Here is an 18,443-nt window from a genome sequence, read left to right as displayed (position 1 = left end):
TCTATTTTATAAGCAACCATCCCACAAAGGAACCATATTGAAAAATTGAAGTAAAAGTTTCAAAACCTGCCTTTTGTATCAATCCAAAATTTTCTTCTAAGGTGTTTGGAAGTAAAACCCCTTTTAAGCTTTTTTCTTTGTTGAGGATTTCTTCTTGGCTATAGCCTTGTCGTCTTTTGTATTCAAAAAGTATGTGAGAATGTATTTTATTGAGAATGGGATTTCGGTGATGAGTTTTTTCAAAAAAGAATAGTAAACCTTTCTTTTTGAGGGAATGATAAATTTTTGCTAAAACCTCAACTCGTTTCTCTTTGGGTAAAAATTGAAAGACATAGTAAGCAATCCCAATGTGATGTTTCGGGAAGTTATAATCTACCATATCAGAACACACCCATTCTATCTGATGATCTTTTGAGTAGTTTCTTTTTTTGGCTTGTTGTATCATTTTTTCTTCTTTATCGACCCCCACTAAGTATAAAGAATGATGTTTAAATTCTTGAGAAATCTTTTCTAAAAGAATGCCCGATGAACAACCTAAATCCAAAATCATATACTTTTGTGAGGGTTTTAAGTAAAATTTCAAAACATCTAGAATGATTTGATGTCCTTCTTCATACAAGGGGATGGATTTCCTGATGTGAACATCAAAATTTTCAACTACGCTTGTGTGGCTAAAGGACCACTTTCCATCAAGATAGATACCATTGCCTACATCTTTTTTTTTCATGTTGTAATTTCAAAATTCTGAATTTGTATCAAAAGTAAATTGAAATAAAATCATTGCCAATTGAAGAAAGAAAGACATTTATGGATTGATGTATCTTTATATGTTTTTTGTTTTTTTGGTTTATGCCGCTTTAGTATTTCTTTTTCATATACGTTCTTTTTGGGAAGTAAAAGATTGGCAGTATTTAGATAAACCGATTGTTTACTCAACCCATTATTACTTTTTGGATTTGCAACCAGAGAACTGTTTTGATAAAAACCTAAAAACTTCCTGTAAAGAGCTATGTAATTTTCGAGAAGTTTCTTTTGTTGAACATCAAACTTTGAAAATTGATGTTCAGGAGTGTGCCTTTGTATGGCAGATTTCGCCCACCCATCAAATGGATTGTCATCCTCCCAAAAGGAATTTGCTAAAAACTTTTGGTCTTTTTCTTTCTCAAGAGGATTTAAAAAACCAAATCCCCAAAAGAATTCGACTTGAACTCTACACCCAAAAACTTTATCAAATTAACCACGAATATCGTTTCCCTGATCAGCCAGTTTTAGAGTCATTCCTGGTTCTTGATGTATCGAAAAAAGAAGGTTGGCAATTCTGGAATATATCATCTTTTAATCAATCCCTTCGAGAATCCAAGGGGTTTTCGGAAAACATTTATCAGCGTTGGTTGAAAATCCAAATCGAAGAAGTTCACCATCCGGAAAGAAGCACTCTAACAATCACAGAATTTTTTTATCAAGATGAGTTCTTTCAAAAAGAATTACCCTTTCGAAGTTTTAATTAAAAAACTAGACTCCTATCTAAGGCATAACGAATTACCAGGAATAAAAGCATGGTTGGAAATGAGTAGTCGAACTTCTCAAGAAGAATTTTTCATACCAAAAGATCAAGATTATCGGCATGCTTCTGTTTTGATTATTTTGATACCCAAAGAGGAACGAATATATATTCCTTTCATCAAGCGTCCCAAAGAAAGAGGTCCTCATTCTCAAGAGATGAGCTTTCCTGGTGGAGCTTTCGAAGAAAACGATGAAACTTTTTCTACTACAGCTCTAAGAGAAACTGAAGAAGAGATTGGTATTCCAAAAGAACAAATCCAGATCTTAGGTAAATTGAGTTCTCTTTATATTCCTGTGAGTAGGTTTTTAGTTCATCCCTTTTTGGGTTATACGAAACAACTTCCCGAATTCAAGATAGATCCCAAAGAAGTAGAAAAACTTTTCCTTTTCTCTTTAGAGGACTTTCTTGACGAAAAAAATCGAACCAGACAACAAATTCAAATCAAAAAGAATCAACAAGTAATTCCCATTATTGTTCCAGTCTTTCGAATCTCAGACGAGATCATCTGGGGTGCAACCGCCATGATCATGAATGAGTTTTTGATGATTTATAAAGATATTTTATAAATTTCATTTATAAAATACAAAACCATGATATTGAAAGTGTTTTACATTGGTAATTTTTTATTTTTTTTGTCAGTATGTTCTTTTATCGTAATTATTTTTTAGAACTTTTTATAGCCTTTCGTTATTTGCGGGGACAAAGCCGATTATCGTTATTACACACAGGGACGAGACTTTCTTTGATGTTTATGTCTCTTATGGTTTTTATCATGGTGGTGGTTCTTTCGGTATTCAATGGTTTCCAACAAGAAGTTAAAAGATCTTTATGGAGTTCAGGATATCATATTACTATTTCGTATGTGAATCCAAATGAGTTAATCGATAACTATCAAGAAATTATTGACAATATTTGGAATAACCAGGACTATTTGAGAAATAATCTTCGTTCTGTATTTCCTTCTATTTTTGTGAATGGGCTTTTGGAATATCAAGGAAGGTTTGAAGGCAAAGGTATCAGAGCAATCCCCGTGAATATCGAAGAAGCGAAATTAGGAAGTATCAAAGACTTTCCGGAAATCATACATTTTGATTCAGCGTTTTTAGAAAAAATGAATAGAGAAAATATAGCCATCATAGGAAAAGAAATGGCAAGATTATATGGTTGGCAGTTAGGAGACAAAATCACTGTTTTTCTACCCAAAGGTGGGATTTTTGCTCGTGGGGTTCAGATCCAAAGGGTGGAGTTTCTTATTGGAGGTTTTTTTCGAACAGGATTTTATGAGTTTGATTTGAATTTGATTTTTATCTCGCTTGCTACAGCTCAGAGGATTCTTCAAATCCCAAATCAAACAACCTCCATCATCGTTCAATTAAAGGATTTGAGTGGTATTGATAATTACAAGACCTTGATTCGCGAGGTCCTCATAAATCCCTATGAGTATTCTATTTCTACAATAAAAGATGAGCGGGGGAATTTCTTAGCAGCACTACAATTAGAAAAAACCTTAATGATGATGATTTTGGGATTTTTGATTCTGGCTGGCATTGCAGGCATTTGGATAACTTCTCACTTATTGGTTCAGTCAAAGCGAAAAAGTATTGGGATGTTGAGAGCTATGGGATTACCCACAAAATCCATTTTGATCATTTTCGTAAGTCATTCTTTGTTTATTGGTTTTTTTGCTTGTTTGATTGGTGGTTCTATGGGGATTTATGCTTCAAAAAATTTAGAATCTTTTATAAAATTTATTGAAGATCTATTAAATCATTCCTGTAAGGTTTTGTTTCAACATTGCTCTACTATATACTTGATTCCTAGAAATATTTATTATTTTGATCACCTTCCTGTGAATGTAGATATAATCTTTTTGATTTCGATTAGTATTTTTACGATGATACTCAGTGGGATTGCTGGGTATTTTCCTGCACGTATGGCATCGAGAGTAGAACCGGTTGAAACCATCAGAAACGATTGATTATGATAGAGCTCTTTCAAGTTCATAAGACTTACATTTCAGAAGGAGAAGAAGTTCGAGTTCTTCAAGGGATTGATTTGGTGGTTCCATCGCAGTCAGTGATTTCTATCGAAGGGGCAAGTGGTTCTGGAAAAAGCACGCTTTTGAACTTGATTGGCACCATAGACAAACCTACGCTGGGAGAAATTTACATAGAAAATCAAAAAGTCATTTTCGAAGACACAAAGATGATCGATAATTTTCGTTCCCATGTGATCGGGTTTATCTTTCAGCATTATTATTTACTACCTGATTTCACGGTTTTGGAAAATGTATTGATGCCATTATGGATTAAAAATCAAAAAGTCAAATCCACAAGAAACAAAGAGTTAATAGAAGAAGCAAAAGACATTTTAAACAAAGTGGGGTTATCCCATCGACTTCATCATTATCCCTCGCAGATCTCAGGAGGGGAAATGGCAAGGGTGGCAGTAGCCCGAGCATTGGTGGGAAAAAAGAAAATCATCTTAGCCGATGAACCCACGGGAAATCTCGACAAAGAAAACTCCCTCAAGGTAGTGGAGCTCTTGTGGAAACTCCATGATGAATATCAATTCACAATGGTGCTGGTTTCGCATGATCGAGACATAACGAAAGAGATCCCAAATCGATACCAACTGGAAAACGGAAAACTCTACAAAATCTAATTTATGAACTGTCCTTTTTGTGGTAAGGACATCTCTGTTTTTATTTTATCAGATACCCTCAAAGATACCATGATTTATTGTGAACATTGCAAAAACATGGTTTCTTTCCCCATGCTACAATATACCAATCGTAAATGTCAGTGCGGGAAAGAACTAAAAGAAATCTATTCTACCAAGAAGGCTTTTTGTGAACATTGTTATTATACGTTTGAGTATGATTTGCAATCATTATTGGATCATCAAGAACTTGATGAAATTTACCAAAAAGAAAAAATTTACTTCGAAGAATACTCAAAAAAAATTCAAGATAATAAAAAGGCAATTTCTCGATGGGAAATTCTAAAAGAAGAATGGAAGAATCGGTACCAATTCCATCCAGAAAATGAGTTTTTTCTCAAAGACATCAAAGAAATTCCCTTTCAGTCAGAAGGTGAAGTGAGTGTTCGCTTGAGGCTTAATCGAAATGTCCCATCAATCCATTATGATTTAGTTCTCTACGAGATGGGGTTTCTTTCAAAATTTTTTCTTAGTCCGAGTTCTTTTTTGAAGAAGAGCTTATCTGAAGTTTTTTCTATTACTTTTTATGATTCTCTACAAATCCCAGATTTAATCAGGAATAAGTTTCTTATCAAACAAGAATTTACCAACATTTCTTGGGGGATTGATGAAAATAAAGTCATAAGATTATACGTTGGTGATGAAGATCATTTACGCATAGATTATTTATTTTGGAAGAAGTATAAACATTTTGATGAAGAACTGATTTTTGATGTTTCTCAGGCAATAAAAAAATTTTATAAATTAACTTTACTAATTGATTTCAATTTTTTTTGGCAGCTTCATCCGAATTGGGGATTTTTAGCCAAGTGCCCAACCAATACCGGAAGTGGAATTAAGCTATACCTTCGATTTCCCGCAGAAAATAAAAAAATCAAAAAAAACAAAAAGTATTTCTCAAGAAGTGCTTTTTTTACAAGGCTCAAAAACTTTACCCTTCGTGGTGATCAGGGAGAAAACACAGAAATCAAGGATTTCCTTACGATAGGATGGAATTTACCTTATTTGGATTTGAACCAAAACTCTCAAGAATGGGAAACAAGCTTTTCTCACTGGATGCGAGAGATCTTGGTGATTTTTTAAGAAATGAAAATTCGAAATAACAATTTTATTTACTAACATCTAAATAATTTGGAAACAATATCATCTAAATTTAGAAAAATTTTTATCAATCTCTGAGCTTAACTCTTTCCCAACTTTTCCAAAGCAATTTAATAACAAATTGTACGTTCCACTGATTGAAATTTCATTGATGATTTTTCAGATTTCATTTTGAGCTATTTCACTGATAGTATCACCTACCACGTATTCCCTTTTTGCTATTTTAAATTTTACCTGCGACAATTTCAGCTATGGTTTCAAATATGGATGTTCCAAATGTTGTATTTAATGAATGAATAAAAGAAAACAAAGCCATTCAATCTTTTCCTTTTGATAGAGAACCGGTTTCGCTTTCGTCTTTTCTTTTTCATCCAAATAATTCATAAGCGTATGTATGTTGTTCATGATAGTCAATAAGACCTACATAATCAAGTTCGTGGTTTTTCTTTTTTTCTTCTGAAGAGAAAAATATTTTTGATTGAACTTGGATAATTCTTCATTGAGTTCTTCTTCAAAAAGGAGCTCGTTTTTGCTTCGTTGGGATTCTATTAATTGAAACGATTTTGTTTAACTGTGTAAGGTTGTGTTTACTTTTTTTACTTCGGAGATCAAGACATTAAAAATAGAAATATCAATTCCAATGGCATGGATTCCTAATTCATTCCCTTGATGTGGGTGGCTAACTTTTTTGTTTGATCAAACTCAAAGATCGGGAGCTGTTCTATAAAATCATAACTTCATATCTTATATCGAAATCTTTTTTTCTTTTGGTGAGAGTTTGTTTGAGCTATCCTTGTGTAAGAGAGGTAAAAATCCCGAATTTTTTCCGTCAAAATTTTTGGGTATAGAGCAAATAAGATATGATTTCCTTTTTTTATGACGAGATTGGGTTTTCGTGTTTTTTGAATCTTTTTGAAAGAAAGTAAAGGATCTCTTGTTCCGTGAATTACATAGAAGTTGGGGGAGAAAAGTTCATCTTCGGGGATACCCTCCCAGTTTCGGATCCACTTTGGGGACTCAAAAAAAACGTTCGTAGGGAAGTCTTCAAACATTTTACTGAACTGATAAGCAAACTTCAAATCAAAACGAAAATAGCGATAGGAATAAGAAATAAGGAGTTGTAAGGTTCTGCGTGATCGGGTGGGGATCAAATCCACCAGCCAGGTCAGGAATTTAGAAAGAAATGTCAGTTGGTCACCATGAAATCCCGTAGATAACAAAACATAAATTCGAGATTGGATTTTCTTTTTGTGAATGAGAGTCTGTAAAATCATCCCACCTAAAGAACAACCAATCACAATATCGTAAAGAAAACTGAGTTTAGTTTGATTTTTCTCATAAAGAAAATCGGCATATTCTTCTAAGTTTTGGATTTGATTAGGTGGAACATCATAATACTTAAAGAATACGTTTTGGATTTGGAATTGATAGTAACGATGGAATTCCTTCAGCATGGGAATAAACATTACTTCGTTGGCACCTAAACCAGGTATCCAGAGGATTTTTATCATGAATGTCGGATTCGATGGATTTCTTGTAAAGAATAAACATCGAATTCCATTTCATTGATTTTTTTGAGTCCTCGTATGAAGGTTTTACTTCCATTGAGGGTCGTAATACAAAGGATTTTCGAACGGATGGCTTTTCTACGAATTTCAAAAGAATCATCTCGGGTTTGTTTTGAGTGTGGGATATTGATGACGAGTTTGATTTTATTTTGCTCTATGAAATCCAAAGCGGTGGGGTATTTTTTATCGATGAGCTTGTAAACACCGATAACAGGAATATTTAGTTTTTCAATCAATCTTTTGGTTCCTTCGGTGGCATAAAGAACATATCCTAGTTCGTGGAGAACTTTGATTTCATCAATCAAGTGGCGTTTTGCTTCATCACTCACACTGATAAACACTCCACTATTAAAAGGAGGGATTTTTTCTCCCGCAGCCATGATGGCTTTTAAATAAGCTTCTTCATATCTACGAGCAATCCCCATGACTTCTCCCGTGGATTTCATTTCGGGTCCTAAAATGATATCAGTATTCGAAAAACGACTAAAAGGAAGCACTACTTCTTTTGCGGCATAGAATTCATTTTGGATTTTGTAATCTTTTAGGAGTTCTTTGAGTTTTCCTCCTAACATCACCTTGGTAGCTATTTTTGCTAAGGGTATGCCTATGGCTTTTGAGACAAATGGCACGGTTCGACTTGCTCTTGGATTGACTTCAAGAACATATAATGTTTGATTTTGTATCGCATATTGAACGTTGATGAGTCCTATCACGTTGAGTTCTTTTGCAAGTAGTTCTGTTGCTCGTTTGATCTCTTCGATCATAATGGGGGATAACGAAATGGGTGGAATGATGCATGCCGAGTCACCAGAGTGAACACCTGCTTCTTCGATATGTTCTAAAATCCCTGCAACAAACACTGTTTCTCCATCGGATAAGGCATCTACATCTAATTCTATGGCATTGTCTAAAAATTTATCAATCAAGATAGGATGCTCAGGGTTGACCAAAACCGCTTCTTCCATATAAGAACGTAATTGTTCATCATCATAGACAATTGCCATTGCCCTTCCTCCCAAAACATAACTTGGTCTCACCAAACAAGGATAACCTATTTGGTTTGCTACTTTTAGAGCTTCATCGAAATCATAAGCAATGCCATTTGGAGGTTGATTAAGATGGAGTTTTTGTAAAATCAGGCTGAATTCTTTTCGGTCCTCTGCTTTATGGATGCTTTCAGGAGAGGTTCCCAGAATTTTATATCCTGCTTTTTGTAGAGGCTGAGCTAACTTTAAGGGAGTTTGTCCACCAAACTGAACAATGATTCCATCAGGTTTCATTACCTCGCAAATGTGAAGAATATCTTCTTCTGTGAGGGGTTCAAAAAACAAGACATCGGAGGTATCATAATCAGTAGAAACTGTTTCTGGGTTAGAATTCACCATGATAGAAGTAATATTCATCTCTTTAAGGGCAAATGAAGCATGACAACAACAATAATCAAATTCAACACCTTGTCCGATACGGTTGGGTCCACCACCAATGATCAAAATCTTTTGATTGGAAGGAGCTTCGATTTCGTTGAGTTCTTCATAGCTGGAATACAAATACGGGGTTTTGGCTTCGAACTCACCACCGCACGTATCAACTCTATGGTAAATGGGTTTGATTTGGTATTCATTTCTTAGAGCTCGGATTTTTTCTTCTTCTTGTTTTATAATTTGTAGGATTTCTCGGGATTTTTGGGGTTTTGTTTTGTTGGGATCTTGGATGATTTGATCAATCCTCGTTTTGTGTTTGATATAAGCTAATTGTCGATCCGAATATCCTTGTTCTTTGAATTTCTTTAGAATCTCTGGTGTGAAGTTTGAGGTTTTTAAATACTCATGAAGTTCTTGTTCGTTTTGCACCATTTCTTCAAATTGATATAAAAACCATGGGTCGATTTTAGAAAGTTCATAAATTCTTTCTACGGGAAAGCTGAGTTCTCCTGAGTGATGAAGTTCCATCGCAACTTTGATCAAAAAGATTCGATCTGGATTGGGTTTATGAAGATTTTCTACTAAGAAAGATTCTATAGTTCCTTTTTCTCTGTGTTCATGGATTTTGAAGAGCTCTTCTAAATTTCCATCACTTCCATAACCAAATCGTCCAATCTCCAAGGAACGACACGCTTTTTGGAAAGACTCAAGAAAGGTTCTACCGATTGCCATTGTTTCTCCAACGGACTTCATCATGCTTCCCAGAACACGTGGAGTTCCCGGAAATTTCTCAAAAGCAAATCGAGGCATTTTCGTAACTACATAATCAATCGTCGGTTCAAAACTTGCAGGTGTGACTTTCGTAATGTCATTTGGGATTTCGTCAAGAGTATAACCCACTGCAAGAAGAGCAGCAATCTTTGCGATGGGAAATCCCGTGGCTTTACTTGCCAGTGCCGATGAACGAGAAACTCGGGGATTCATTTCAATTACCACCATATCGCCATTCTTGGGATTCACAGCAAACTGGATATTGGACCCACCGGTTTCCACACCAATTTCACGAATGATCGCAATCGCAGCATCCCTCATTTTTTGGTATTGAACATCCGAAAGGGTTTGTTGGGGAGCAATGGTGATGGAATCTCCCGTATGAACTCCCATGGGGTCTAAATTTTCAATGCTACAAATGATAACGACATTATCTTTGGAATCCCTCATAACTTCTAACTCATATTCTTTCCATCCTAAGATGCTTTGTTCCACTAAGATTTGATGGGTTGGGGATTCATTTAAACCGTCTTTACAAATTTCAATGAACTCCTCATCCGTAAAAGCAATCCCACCACCTGTTCCTCCTAAGGTAAACGAAGGACGAATAATAAGAGGAAGTCCCAAACGGTTTTTGAATTCAATTGCTTGTTCTAAGGACTCACATAACTCGGATTCGGGAACCTTTAGTCCAATTCGTTTGATGGCTTCTTTGAATTTTTCGCGACTTTCAGCTTTTTCAATGGCTTCGGCATTCGCACCAATGAGTTTGATCCCTCGCTTTTGAATTTCTCCTCTACGCCACAAATCCATTACTAAATTAAGAGCTGTTTGTCCACCAACTGTGGGTAAGATGGCATCAGGTTTTTCTTTATCGATGATTTTTAATAATACCTCAGGAGTCATAGGTTCAATGTAAGTTACATCTGCCACATCGGGATCCGTCATGATGGTTGCAGGATTAGAATTCAGCAATATAGTTCGAAACCCTTCTTTTTTGAGAACCTTGCATGCTTGATTACCACTGTAATCAAACTCAACAGCTTGACCTATCACAATTGGACCACTTCCAGGAATGAGAATGCTTTTGATGTCGGTTCGCTTGGGCATGAGTTCATTTTTTTGTATTAAGCTTTTCAGTCTATTGGTAAATAAAAAACACAAGCAGAGTTTCTTCTAAAGACAAATTCCAAAAACAATTGATTATCATTCTTTTTTACAAATTTTGTTTCTATGAACTGGTTTTCTTTTTTGGGAATGGTCTTGTTAATCTTTGTGGCTTTTCTTCTTTCAGAAAACAAGAGAAAACAGAATTTGCGTTTAATCATTGGTGTTTTTCTTCTGGAGCTGCTTTTGGGTTTTTTGTTTTTACGTTTGGAGTGGGGGATATGGTTTTTTGATCTTATCAACAAAGGTGTTGTAAAGCTGGTTCAAATTTCCAATGAAGGATCAAGATTCCTTTTTGGGGTTTTAGCACTCCCGCCTGGCAGTGAAGGTTCATTAGGATTTATTTTGATTTTTCAAGCTTTACCATCGATTGTGTTTTTTTCGGCTTTGATTTCTGTTCTCTATTACTTGAATATCATGAAGTATCTGATTGAGTTTTTTTCTTTTGTTTTTTACAAACTCTTTCGGATCTCAGGGGCTGAGTCTTTGGTTGCCTCGAGCAATATCTTTGTTGGGATTGAGTCAATTTTGACTGTACGACCTTTGATTTCTTCCATGACTCGTTCGGAACTTGCAACCATATTAACAGCGGGGTTAAGCACAGTGGCTTCTAATGTTTTAGCAATCTATGTATTTACATTAGGGGGTGTTTTTCCTAAAATTGCGGGTCATTTAGTAGTGGCTTCAATTTTGTCAGCACCTGCAGCAATTTTGTTTTCGAAAATCCTTGTTCCTGAAGTAGAAACTCCTGTCACGTATGGTAAATTCATGAAGCTTTCCTATCCCAAAGAACAGTCCCTTGCCGAGGCGATTATTCAGGGTTCGAATACGGGCTTAAAGTTGATTTTTGGTATTGTAGCTCTACTTCTTTCGGTAATAGGTTTAGTAAAACTTGTGGATGAAATCATCATTGGGATTGTTCAAGCATTGGGGTTTGAAACACAAATTTCATTGCTATGGATATTTGGTTATCTTTTCTATCCTTTGGTATGGATGACGGGTGTTCCTTCAGAAGACATTTTGAAAGTTGCTATGCTTTTGGGGGAAAGACTCATCCTCACAGAAGTATATTCCTATAACCATTTAGCAGAACTTATGAAGAATCAAGCCATCCAACCTTTGAGTGCGTTCATAAGTTCTTATATTTTATGTGGATTTACCCATTTTGCATCCCTAGCCATTTTTCTCGGTGGTATTCAAATGATTGTGCCAGAAAAAACGAAAATCCTTGCTTCCATTTCTTGGAAGTCTCTATTAGCAGCGAATTTCGCAGGTCTTTTTACAGGAGCTGTGGCTGGATTTTATTATTCAGGAACAAGTTTGCTTTTTTGAGTAATTTATAACCATCATGCTATTTGATTAATTCTAAGAATTCTTTTTCGGTGACGATTCGGATGCCTAATTCTTTGGCTTTTTCGAGTTTACTTCCGGGCTGATCTCCTACCAATAAATGGGTAGTTTTTTTGTTTACGTTGTTGCTGATTTTCCCGCCTCTTTTTTGGATTTCTACTATGGCTTTTTCTCGAGGTTTGAAGTGTTCGAAACTCCCAGTTATGCACCAAGTTTGACCTAAAAAGATTTTTTCGTAGTTTTCATTTTCTTTTTTGGTGTTTTCCTCGAGTTGTAAATTATGGGAACGTAATTTTTCAATTCTTGCTAAAATTTTTGGATCTTGAAACTGCTTGATGATGGAGTCAGCTATTTCATCTCCAATACCTTTGATGGATGTTAAAATTTCTTTTGCATTGGGTTCTTTGACTAAGGCAATGATTTTATCAATCGAAGTAAAGCCATGATCCAATAAAAGTTCTGTTACATTGTTTCCAATGTCCTTTAAACCAAGAGAGGGCAGGACCACACGAAATGGCTTATTCTTAGATGCTTCAATACCATTCAAAATGATTTGGACTGATTTTTCACCGAAGTTATCAAGTTGTATGAGTTCTTTTTTGTATTTGGGTAATTCATAAATGTCTTCTATGTATCTTATAAACCCTTTTTTAAATAATGTTCGAATGGTTTTTTCTCCTAAGCCCGTGATATCCATTTGTTTTCTGCTACAAAAGTAAATTAGAGTTTCGATTAGTTTTTCTTCACATTCTGGGTTAGGGCAGAACCAGTCTACACCCTCTTTTTCTTTTCGTAATTCCGTTTTACATGATGGACAAACCTTGGGAAATTCAAACTCAGGACCTTCACCAGGATCAACCACTTCTTCAACTGCGGGGATAATATCACCGCGCTTACTTACCAGTACTTCTGAACCAATACGAATACCCAGATTTTTAATAAAGTCTTCATTATGTAAAGTTGCGTATGAGACTGTAGTTCCAGCTAATTTGATGGGCTTGAGCTTAGCTCTGGGAGTAACTCTTCCGGTTCTTCCCACAAAGGTTTCAATATCTAAAATTTTAGTTCTTCCGACTTCTGGTTCAAATTTATAAGCAATAGCCCAACGTGGGGAGTTTGCTGTATAGCCTAATTCTTCCCTCAAAATTCTATTGTTTACTTTGATCACTAAACCATCTACTGGAAAAGGAACTTCTTTTTCTTTTTTTTGAAATTCAGAAATGACTTTGGGAAGTTCATTTAATGAGCAAACGACATTGTCTTCAAAAACGGGAAATCCTAAGTTTTTCATGTAGAGTAAAACATCAGAGTCATACATAAAAGAGGGATGTTCAATATAACCATCAAAAGCTACCCAGCGGATAGGTCGCAATGCTACTTCTTTTGATTTTTTATGTTTCAAAGAGCCGCTGGTTAAATTTCTTGGGTTAGCATATAAACTACCATATTCTTCGTTAAATCTTTCAAAATCAGAATAGGTCATATAAGCTTCGCCACGAACTATCAGAGAAACTTTTTCTTTTAATTGAATGGGGATGGAACGAATGGTTTTGGCATTGCCCGTTACTTCATCGCCTACGTTTCCTGTTCCTCGAGTCACAGCATGTTGCAATATTCCATCAACGTAGTACAAAACAAGGGTAGCCCCATCCACTTTCCATTCTACGATAAAGGAATCTGATTCCGTTTTTTGTGCCCAACTTAGAGCTTCATTGGGGGTATATACGTTATTCAAGGAAAGAACGGGGATTTTGTGTTGGAACTTCGGAAATTCTTGATCCAAGTCCGAACCAATCAAATGGGTTGGTGAATCAGGTTGTGCAAACTCAGGAAATTGTTTTTCTAATTCTTCTAGTTCTTTGAGTTTCTCATCAAAGGTTTTGTTGGAAATTATGGGTCTGTTCTTGACGTAATACAGATGTTGATGGAATTTCAAAAAGTCCGTAAGTCTTTTTATGTAATCTCGAATTTCCTCGGGATTTTTGGTTTGTGGTGGTTTCGGAGGAACTTTGTAAAAATCCAAAAAAAGATCTTCTTCATAATAAAGTTTTTGCTTCTTCATAGAAACTGCCCAAAGGGTTTTTATTTTTTATCGGTTTTTTTGAACTTTGGGCAACTTCCTTTTTCTTTTAGGATATTACATTTTCCATACAAAATCAACGAATGATCTTTTAGTTCATAATTTAGTTTTTCAGCTATCTCCAACTGGACAATTTCGATATACTTATTAGTAAACTCTTCAATGTGTCCACAGTCTAAGCAAACAATGTGGTCATGATGTTCTTTAGTGTTAGTAAACTCATAATACTTTGAGTTCTGTCCAAAATCATGCTCAATCAACTGCCCACTCTCGACTAAAAGTGAAACCGTTCGATAAATAGTTGCACGTGAGATTTCATCACGTTTGTCTTTAAGTTGTTCTGTTAGTTCTTCAACTGTGAAGTGGGTATCTATATGAAAAATTTTTTCAGCAACTAATAGACGTTGGTTTGTTATCTTCAAGTTCTTTTTTTTCAAAAATTCAGAAAATTTTGTTAACTCTTTGTGAACTTCAACATTTCTTTTGCTAGACATCATATTCATGATAATCAATTCTTTTTTGATTGTAAATCATATTTTTTTATTGATTTCATAGATAGATTTTAATATGAAAAATATATCAGGGATAAAGGAGTTATGTCATCAAAAGAGAGAAATGAATTTAGGGAAAAACGAAAATACCCACGAGTTGATAAAATTTTTGAAGTGAATTATGAATTGTTAAATAGTCCAGATAGACATTTTGTCAGTTCCCAAAGTAAAGACATAAGTTTAGGAGGAATTAGTTTTCAAATCAATCAAGATATACCTATAGGAAGTTATATGTTAGTCAAGTTTTCTCTAAAAGAATTGAAAGGTGAGTTAAAAGCCATTGGTAGAGTAGTTCGTATATGGCTTGATGTTAATAATGAGCAAAAAGAAAGAAAGTATTGTGCTGTCAAATTTACGGCAATGGAACCAACAGATTATCAAATTTTGAATAGTTTGATACAATCTTATTTAGAAAACAAATCATAATCCTTTCAGTGATGGAGGAATATAGTAGGTTTTTTTGGCTGGGATTTGGATGATTCTGTTTTCTTCTAAGATATAAGCAGATAAAAATCGACCATAGACACAACCTGAGTCAAGACCAATCGTGTTCGAGCGAATTGTGAGTCCTTTTCTTGCCCAATGTCCATAAATTACTTTTTTTTTCCCTTTGTACTTCATATACCAAGGGATGCCGTAATGAGAATTTATAAAATGCTGATTGATTGCACGGATAAACAAAAAAATCGTCAGTGGGGTTTCTTGGAGTTCGTAATCTGGATGAAGCCCTGCATGGACGGCGATAAAATTTTCATCTTCTATCCAATATGGTCTTTGGCTCAACCAATCGTGAAGTTTCTTTCCGAGTTCGTTGTACAAAATCTGATATTTTTTTTCGGTTTGATATTCTTTCAAATATTCATATTCATGATTACCCATTAAAGACTCAAAACCATTTTCATAAACGTATTTTACTACACCAACTGGATCAGGACCACGATTGATTAAGTCTCCTACAAGAATCACTCTATCTTGTTTTTTAGGTTTGATTTTGTCTATCATGAGTTTGAGTTCATGTAGGCAACCATGCACATCCCCAATAAAGATTGTTCGCTTCATGATGATAAAGAATGGAATTTTTGGCTTGATACAATAACTTTTCTTAAAAACTCATGATAAAATTTTTCCGAAGCACCTAATTGGCTTGATACGAGTTTAATCATTTCCTCTCTTTTTGAATTGAGGGTGATTGGGTCTTTGAGTAGTTGTATCATGTGTTGGATAAGGCTTTTCCCGTTGGAATGGGAAAACAAAAACTGGTGTTTTTCGAGTAAAACTGCTGTAGGACTTGCATAAATTCTCGGACCTGTAAAGGGTATGGAACCACAAAAGGCTGGTTCTCCCGTGTTGTGTACTCGATGATGAAATGCACCACCCACATAGCAAATTTTACTTCTTGTATAAGCATATGCTAAAATCCCTAAAACATCCACAATCACAACCTGACTGGCTTGGTATTTTCTGAAAAATTCCTCATCACTAAAAACTACATAAGGAATTTGGTATTGATTAAGTCTTTCTTTGATTTCATGGATTCGTTTTTCTTGAACAAAATGAGGAAAAATCCAAACCTTTCTTTGAGTTTCTTTTATCAAATTGGATAAGTGTGGAAGTAGTTCTTCTTCGCATTTTGTATATGTAGAAGCCAGTATGATAATTTCTTGGTCGATTTGAAGTTTTTCTTCGAATTCTTTTTTTAGGCTTTGGTTTTGTAGTTTGTAATAAATGGTTTCATAACGAGTATCACCAGTGATTTTGATGTTTCCTGAGTAAAGTTTTTGGAAATGGATCAAATTCTCTTCATCAACAACTCCTATTCCATCTAAGTTCTCGTACAAAAAGCGAAAAAAACTTCGATTTCTGATTTTATAAGAATCCTTTTCAATTGCTGCTGAACACAAAAATGTGTAAGTATTTTTAAGTTTTAATGTTTTGAGTAAATTTGGAAAAACATCCCAAGTAAAAGTGATGAATGCTAAGACTTTATCATTTAGGAACTTCCATTGCCAAGGGAAATCGATAGGCAAATATGCCTTTTCATCAGAAGGTATCTTATCGAGATTCTTTACACTTTCACTAAAGACTGTAATAAGCACAGGGATTTGGGGATGAAGTTTTTTTATAAATCGAAATAATGCCAATGCTTGGTCTAATTCCCCTACAGAAGAAGCGTGTAACCACAAAATTTTTCTTTCTTTTTGTCGAGATAGAAAGTTCTTTATACGGGTCTTTCCTTCTTGTCGGTGTTGATGAAAAACTTTCACTTTAGGATGGATTCTAGCGAGAATTTGGTAAGTAGAAAAGGCAAGAGTGATAAGAAAATTATAGATCAATAATCCCATGACTTCAAATTTTTTGACTATTGATTAAAGAAAATTAGAATTGTTTTTTATTTATCAAAAATTATGATTCTGATTTTTGATTTAATGGATACCCTTATTCGTGATCCATTTTTCGAAAATTTCTATTTCAAGTTGAGTGATGAACAAAAGAAACATTGGAATCAAATTAAAGACCATCAAGTTTATAAACGATTCGAAGAAGGAAAACTTTTAGAAAATGAATACAAGAACTTATCATTTAAGGAGAATCCCAAAAAATATCAACTGCCTGATATTTCGAAAATGAAAAAGATCATGTTTCGACAAATTGAATTTCTCAAAAACACAAAAGAATTGTTCCATTTTATCCAAACGAACAAACAAAAATATTCTTTCGTTACAATCTTAGCATCAAATTATACGGTTTGGTATCATGAAATTTTTTCCGTTAAAAAGGAACTAGAAGAATGGTTTGATTATGTGTTTTTTTCTTGTGAAGTAGGAATCCGAAAGCCGGATCCAGATTTTTTTATCCTTATTCACGAAACGGTGATAAAAAAGTTAAATTTAGAAAAATATCATGAGGTTCTTTATTTTGATGATTGTAAAGAAAATTTGGATTCTGCATTGAGTTTATCTTTGGGATGGAGATGTATTTGGATTTCGGATAAAGAAAAATCTTCTGAAATTATTTTAAACGAAATCAAAAATAGAACCCACATTTGACGTAATGTAGGTTCTCTCTGATGAATATAACTGCTATGCTATGGTTATATCTTTGTTTAAATAAATATCTTGAATAGCATGGAGAAGTTCTATTCCTTCTTGCATAGGACGTTGGAAGGCTTTCCTTCCTGAAATAAGTCCCATGCCTCCAGCTCTTTTGTTGATGATGGCAGTTTTTACTGCTTCTTTTAGGTCTGTTTCTCCTTTGGATTCTCCTCCAGAATTGATGAGTCCGACCCTTCCCATGTAATTATTGATTACTTGGTATCGAGTCAAATCAATGGGATGATCTGAGGTTAATTCAGTGTAGACCTTATCATGAGTTCTACCGAATTTTAATGCTTTATAACCTCCATTGTTTGTTGGGAGTTTTTGTTTGATGATGTCAGCTTCGATGGTAGCACCCAAGTGATTTGCTTGTCCTGTCAAATCCGCTGCTAAATGATAATCTTTGTCTGCTTTAAAGGCATTATTTCGTAGATAACACCATAGAACTGTGACCATTCCCAATTCATGAGCATAAGAAAAAGCTTCACTAATTTCTTGAATTTGCCTTGTGGACTCTTCTGAGCCATAATAGATGGTAGCCCCTATAGCAACAGCACCTAAGTTCCAGGATTCTCGAACATGGGTAAATAAAACTTGATCGTATTTGTTGGGGTATGTGAGAAGCTCATTGTGATTAATTTTCACAATAAAGGGAATTTTGTGGGCATATTTTCTCGCCACAGCTCCTAAAACTCCAAAAGTAGAAGCAACAGCATTACATCCACCTTCGATGGCTAGTTTGACAATGTTTTCGGGATCAAAGTAAATTGGATTTGGTGCAAAGGAAGCTCCTGCAGAATGCTCAATCCCTTGATCCACTGGCAAAATGGAAACATAACCTGTGTTTGCTAATCTTCCGTGACTTAAGATTTGCTGATAGGATCGAAGAACTTGAGGATTTCTATCAGATAAACCAAAAACCTTATCAACAAAATCAGGCGAAGGTAAATGTAAATACTCTTTTGGGAATTTTGCTTTGTAATTTAATAAATACTCCGCTTCGTCGCCTAATAGATTTACAACATTATCAATTTTGGTGAAATCCATGAGTTTA

The 18,443-nt window shown here is 34.9% G+C and carries 16 protein-coding genes; 8 read left to right on the top strand and 8 right to left on the bottom strand.

Annotated elements, in window-relative coordinates:
- Position 1 precedes the first annotated feature (1 nt).
- Positions 2-727, bottom strand: a complete 726-nt coding sequence (locus tag NZ853_05995) for a methyltransferase domain-containing protein (protein ID MCS7205230.1) — start codon at positions 725-727, stop codon at positions 2-4.
- 100 nt (positions 728-827) lie between these two features.
- Here NZ853_05995 and NZ853_05990 point away from each other — a divergent pair, with 100 nt between their 5' ends.
- The 5 genes from NZ853_05990 to NZ853_05970 all read left to right on the top strand — a co-directional run bounded on the left by NZ853_05990 (position 828) and on the right by NZ853_05970 (position 5,368).
- A complete protein-coding gene (locus NZ853_05990; protein ID MCS7205229.1) occupies positions 828-1,508 on the top strand; it encodes a hypothetical protein in 681 nt (226 codons plus the stop codon).
- Complete coding sequence (locus NZ853_05985; GenBank protein MCS7205228.1) at positions 1,465-2,130, top strand: CoA pyrophosphatase; 666 nt, start codon at positions 1,465-1,467, stop codon at positions 2,128-2,130. Before NZ853_05990 ends, NZ853_05985 begins: the two co-directional genes overlap by 44 nt.
- Before the next feature lie 74 nt (positions 2,131-2,204).
- Positions 2,205-3,542 carry an ABC transporter permease gene (locus NZ853_05980; GenBank protein ID MCS7205227.1) on the top strand — a complete coding sequence of 446 codons (1,338 nt, stop codon included), beginning with the start codon at positions 2,205-2,207 and terminating at the stop codon, positions 3,540-3,542.
- Positions 3,543-3,544: 2 nt separating this feature from the next.
- Positions 3,545-4,228 carry an ABC transporter ATP-binding protein gene (locus NZ853_05975; GenBank protein ID MCS7205226.1) on the top strand — a complete coding sequence of 228 codons (684 nt, stop codon included), beginning with the start codon at positions 3,545-3,547 and terminating at the stop codon, positions 4,226-4,228.
- A gap of 3 nt (positions 4,229-4,231) precedes the next feature.
- Positions 4,232-5,368 (top strand): hypothetical protein, encoded by a 1,137-nt coding sequence (locus tag NZ853_05970; GenBank protein MCS7205225.1) that lies wholly within the window; start codon positions 4,232-4,234, stop codon positions 5,366-5,368.
- Positions 5,369-6,123: 755 nt separating this feature from the next.
- Here NZ853_05970 and NZ853_05965 read toward each other — a convergent pair.
- The gene (locus NZ853_05965; protein ID MCS7205224.1) at positions 6,124-6,897 is read right to left on the bottom strand and encodes an alpha/beta hydrolase; all 774 of its coding nucleotides are present in this window, start codon (positions 6,895-6,897) and stop codon (positions 6,124-6,126) included.
- Complete coding sequence (carB, locus tag NZ853_05960) at positions 6,894-10,256, bottom strand: carbamoyl-phosphate synthase large subunit (protein MCS7205223.1); 3,363 nt, start codon at positions 10,254-10,256, stop codon at positions 6,894-6,896. Before carB ends, NZ853_05965 begins: the two co-directional genes overlap by 4 nt.
- Before the next feature lie 123 nt (positions 10,257-10,379).
- Here carB and NZ853_05955 point away from each other — a divergent pair, with 123 nt between their 5' ends.
- On the top strand, positions 10,380-11,645 hold the full coding sequence (locus NZ853_05955) for a nucleoside transporter (protein MCS7205222.1): 1,266 nt from the start codon (positions 10,380-10,382) through the stop codon (positions 11,643-11,645).
- 19 nt (positions 11,646-11,664) lie between these two features.
- Here the strand turns inward: NZ853_05955 and ligA are convergent, their stop codons facing one another.
- Together ligA and NZ853_05945 are read right to left on the bottom strand one after the other, a co-directional pair.
- Positions 11,665-13,725, bottom strand: a complete 2,061-nt coding sequence (gene ligA, locus NZ853_05950) for an NAD-dependent DNA ligase LigA (GenBank protein MCS7205221.1) — start codon at positions 13,723-13,725, stop codon at positions 11,665-11,667.
- Between the two features lie 20 nt (positions 13,726-13,745).
- Entirely contained in the window at positions 13,746-14,237 is a 492-nt protein-coding gene (locus NZ853_05945) for a transcriptional repressor (GenBank protein MCS7205220.1), read from the bottom strand.
- 102 nt (positions 14,238-14,339) lie between these two features.
- Between NZ853_05945 and NZ853_05940 the strand changes: the two genes are divergently transcribed.
- A complete protein-coding gene (locus NZ853_05940; protein ID MCS7205219.1) occupies positions 14,340-14,720 on the top strand; it encodes a PilZ domain-containing protein in 381 nt (126 codons plus the stop codon).
- On the opposite strand, the gene NZ853_05935 is transcribed toward NZ853_05940, so the two are convergent.
- Together NZ853_05935 and NZ853_05930 are read right to left on the bottom strand one after the other, a co-directional pair.
- Positions 14,715-15,353 carry a metallophosphoesterase gene (locus tag NZ853_05935; protein ID MCS7205218.1) on the bottom strand — a complete coding sequence of 213 codons (639 nt, stop codon included), beginning with the start codon at positions 15,351-15,353 and terminating at the stop codon, positions 14,715-14,717. The two genes, NZ853_05940 and NZ853_05935, sit on opposite strands and share 6 nt — an antisense overlap.
- On the bottom strand, positions 15,350-16,636 hold the full coding sequence (locus tag NZ853_05930; GenBank protein ID MCS7205217.1) for a hypothetical protein: 1,287 nt from the start codon (positions 16,634-16,636) through the stop codon (positions 15,350-15,352). The genes NZ853_05935 and NZ853_05930 overlap by 4 nt, the downstream gene beginning before the upstream one ends.
- Positions 16,637-16,699: 63 nt before the next feature.
- On the opposite strand from NZ853_05930, the gene NZ853_05925 reads away from it, so the two are divergent.
- Positions 16,700-17,341, top strand: coding sequence for an HAD hydrolase-like protein (locus NZ853_05925; GenBank protein MCS7205216.1), 642 nt, complete (start codon positions 16,700-16,702; stop codon positions 17,339-17,341).
- 33 nt (positions 17,342-17,374) lie between these two features.
- Here NZ853_05925 and NZ853_05920 read toward each other — a convergent pair whose 3' ends face one another.
- Positions 17,375-18,436, bottom strand: coding sequence for a class I fructose-bisphosphate aldolase (locus NZ853_05920; GenBank protein ID MCS7205215.1), 1,062 nt, complete (start codon positions 18,434-18,436; stop codon positions 17,375-17,377).
- Positions 18,437-18,443: the final 7 nt, after the last annotated feature.

The sequence above is a fragment of the Leptospiraceae bacterium genome, from assembly GCA_025059995.1.
Lineage (GTDB): Bacteria > Spirochaetota > Leptospiria > Leptospirales > Leptonemataceae > SKYB61.
The sequence above is the reverse complement of the archived record's forward strand: the minus strand, read 5'-3'. Positions and strand labels throughout refer to the sequence as shown.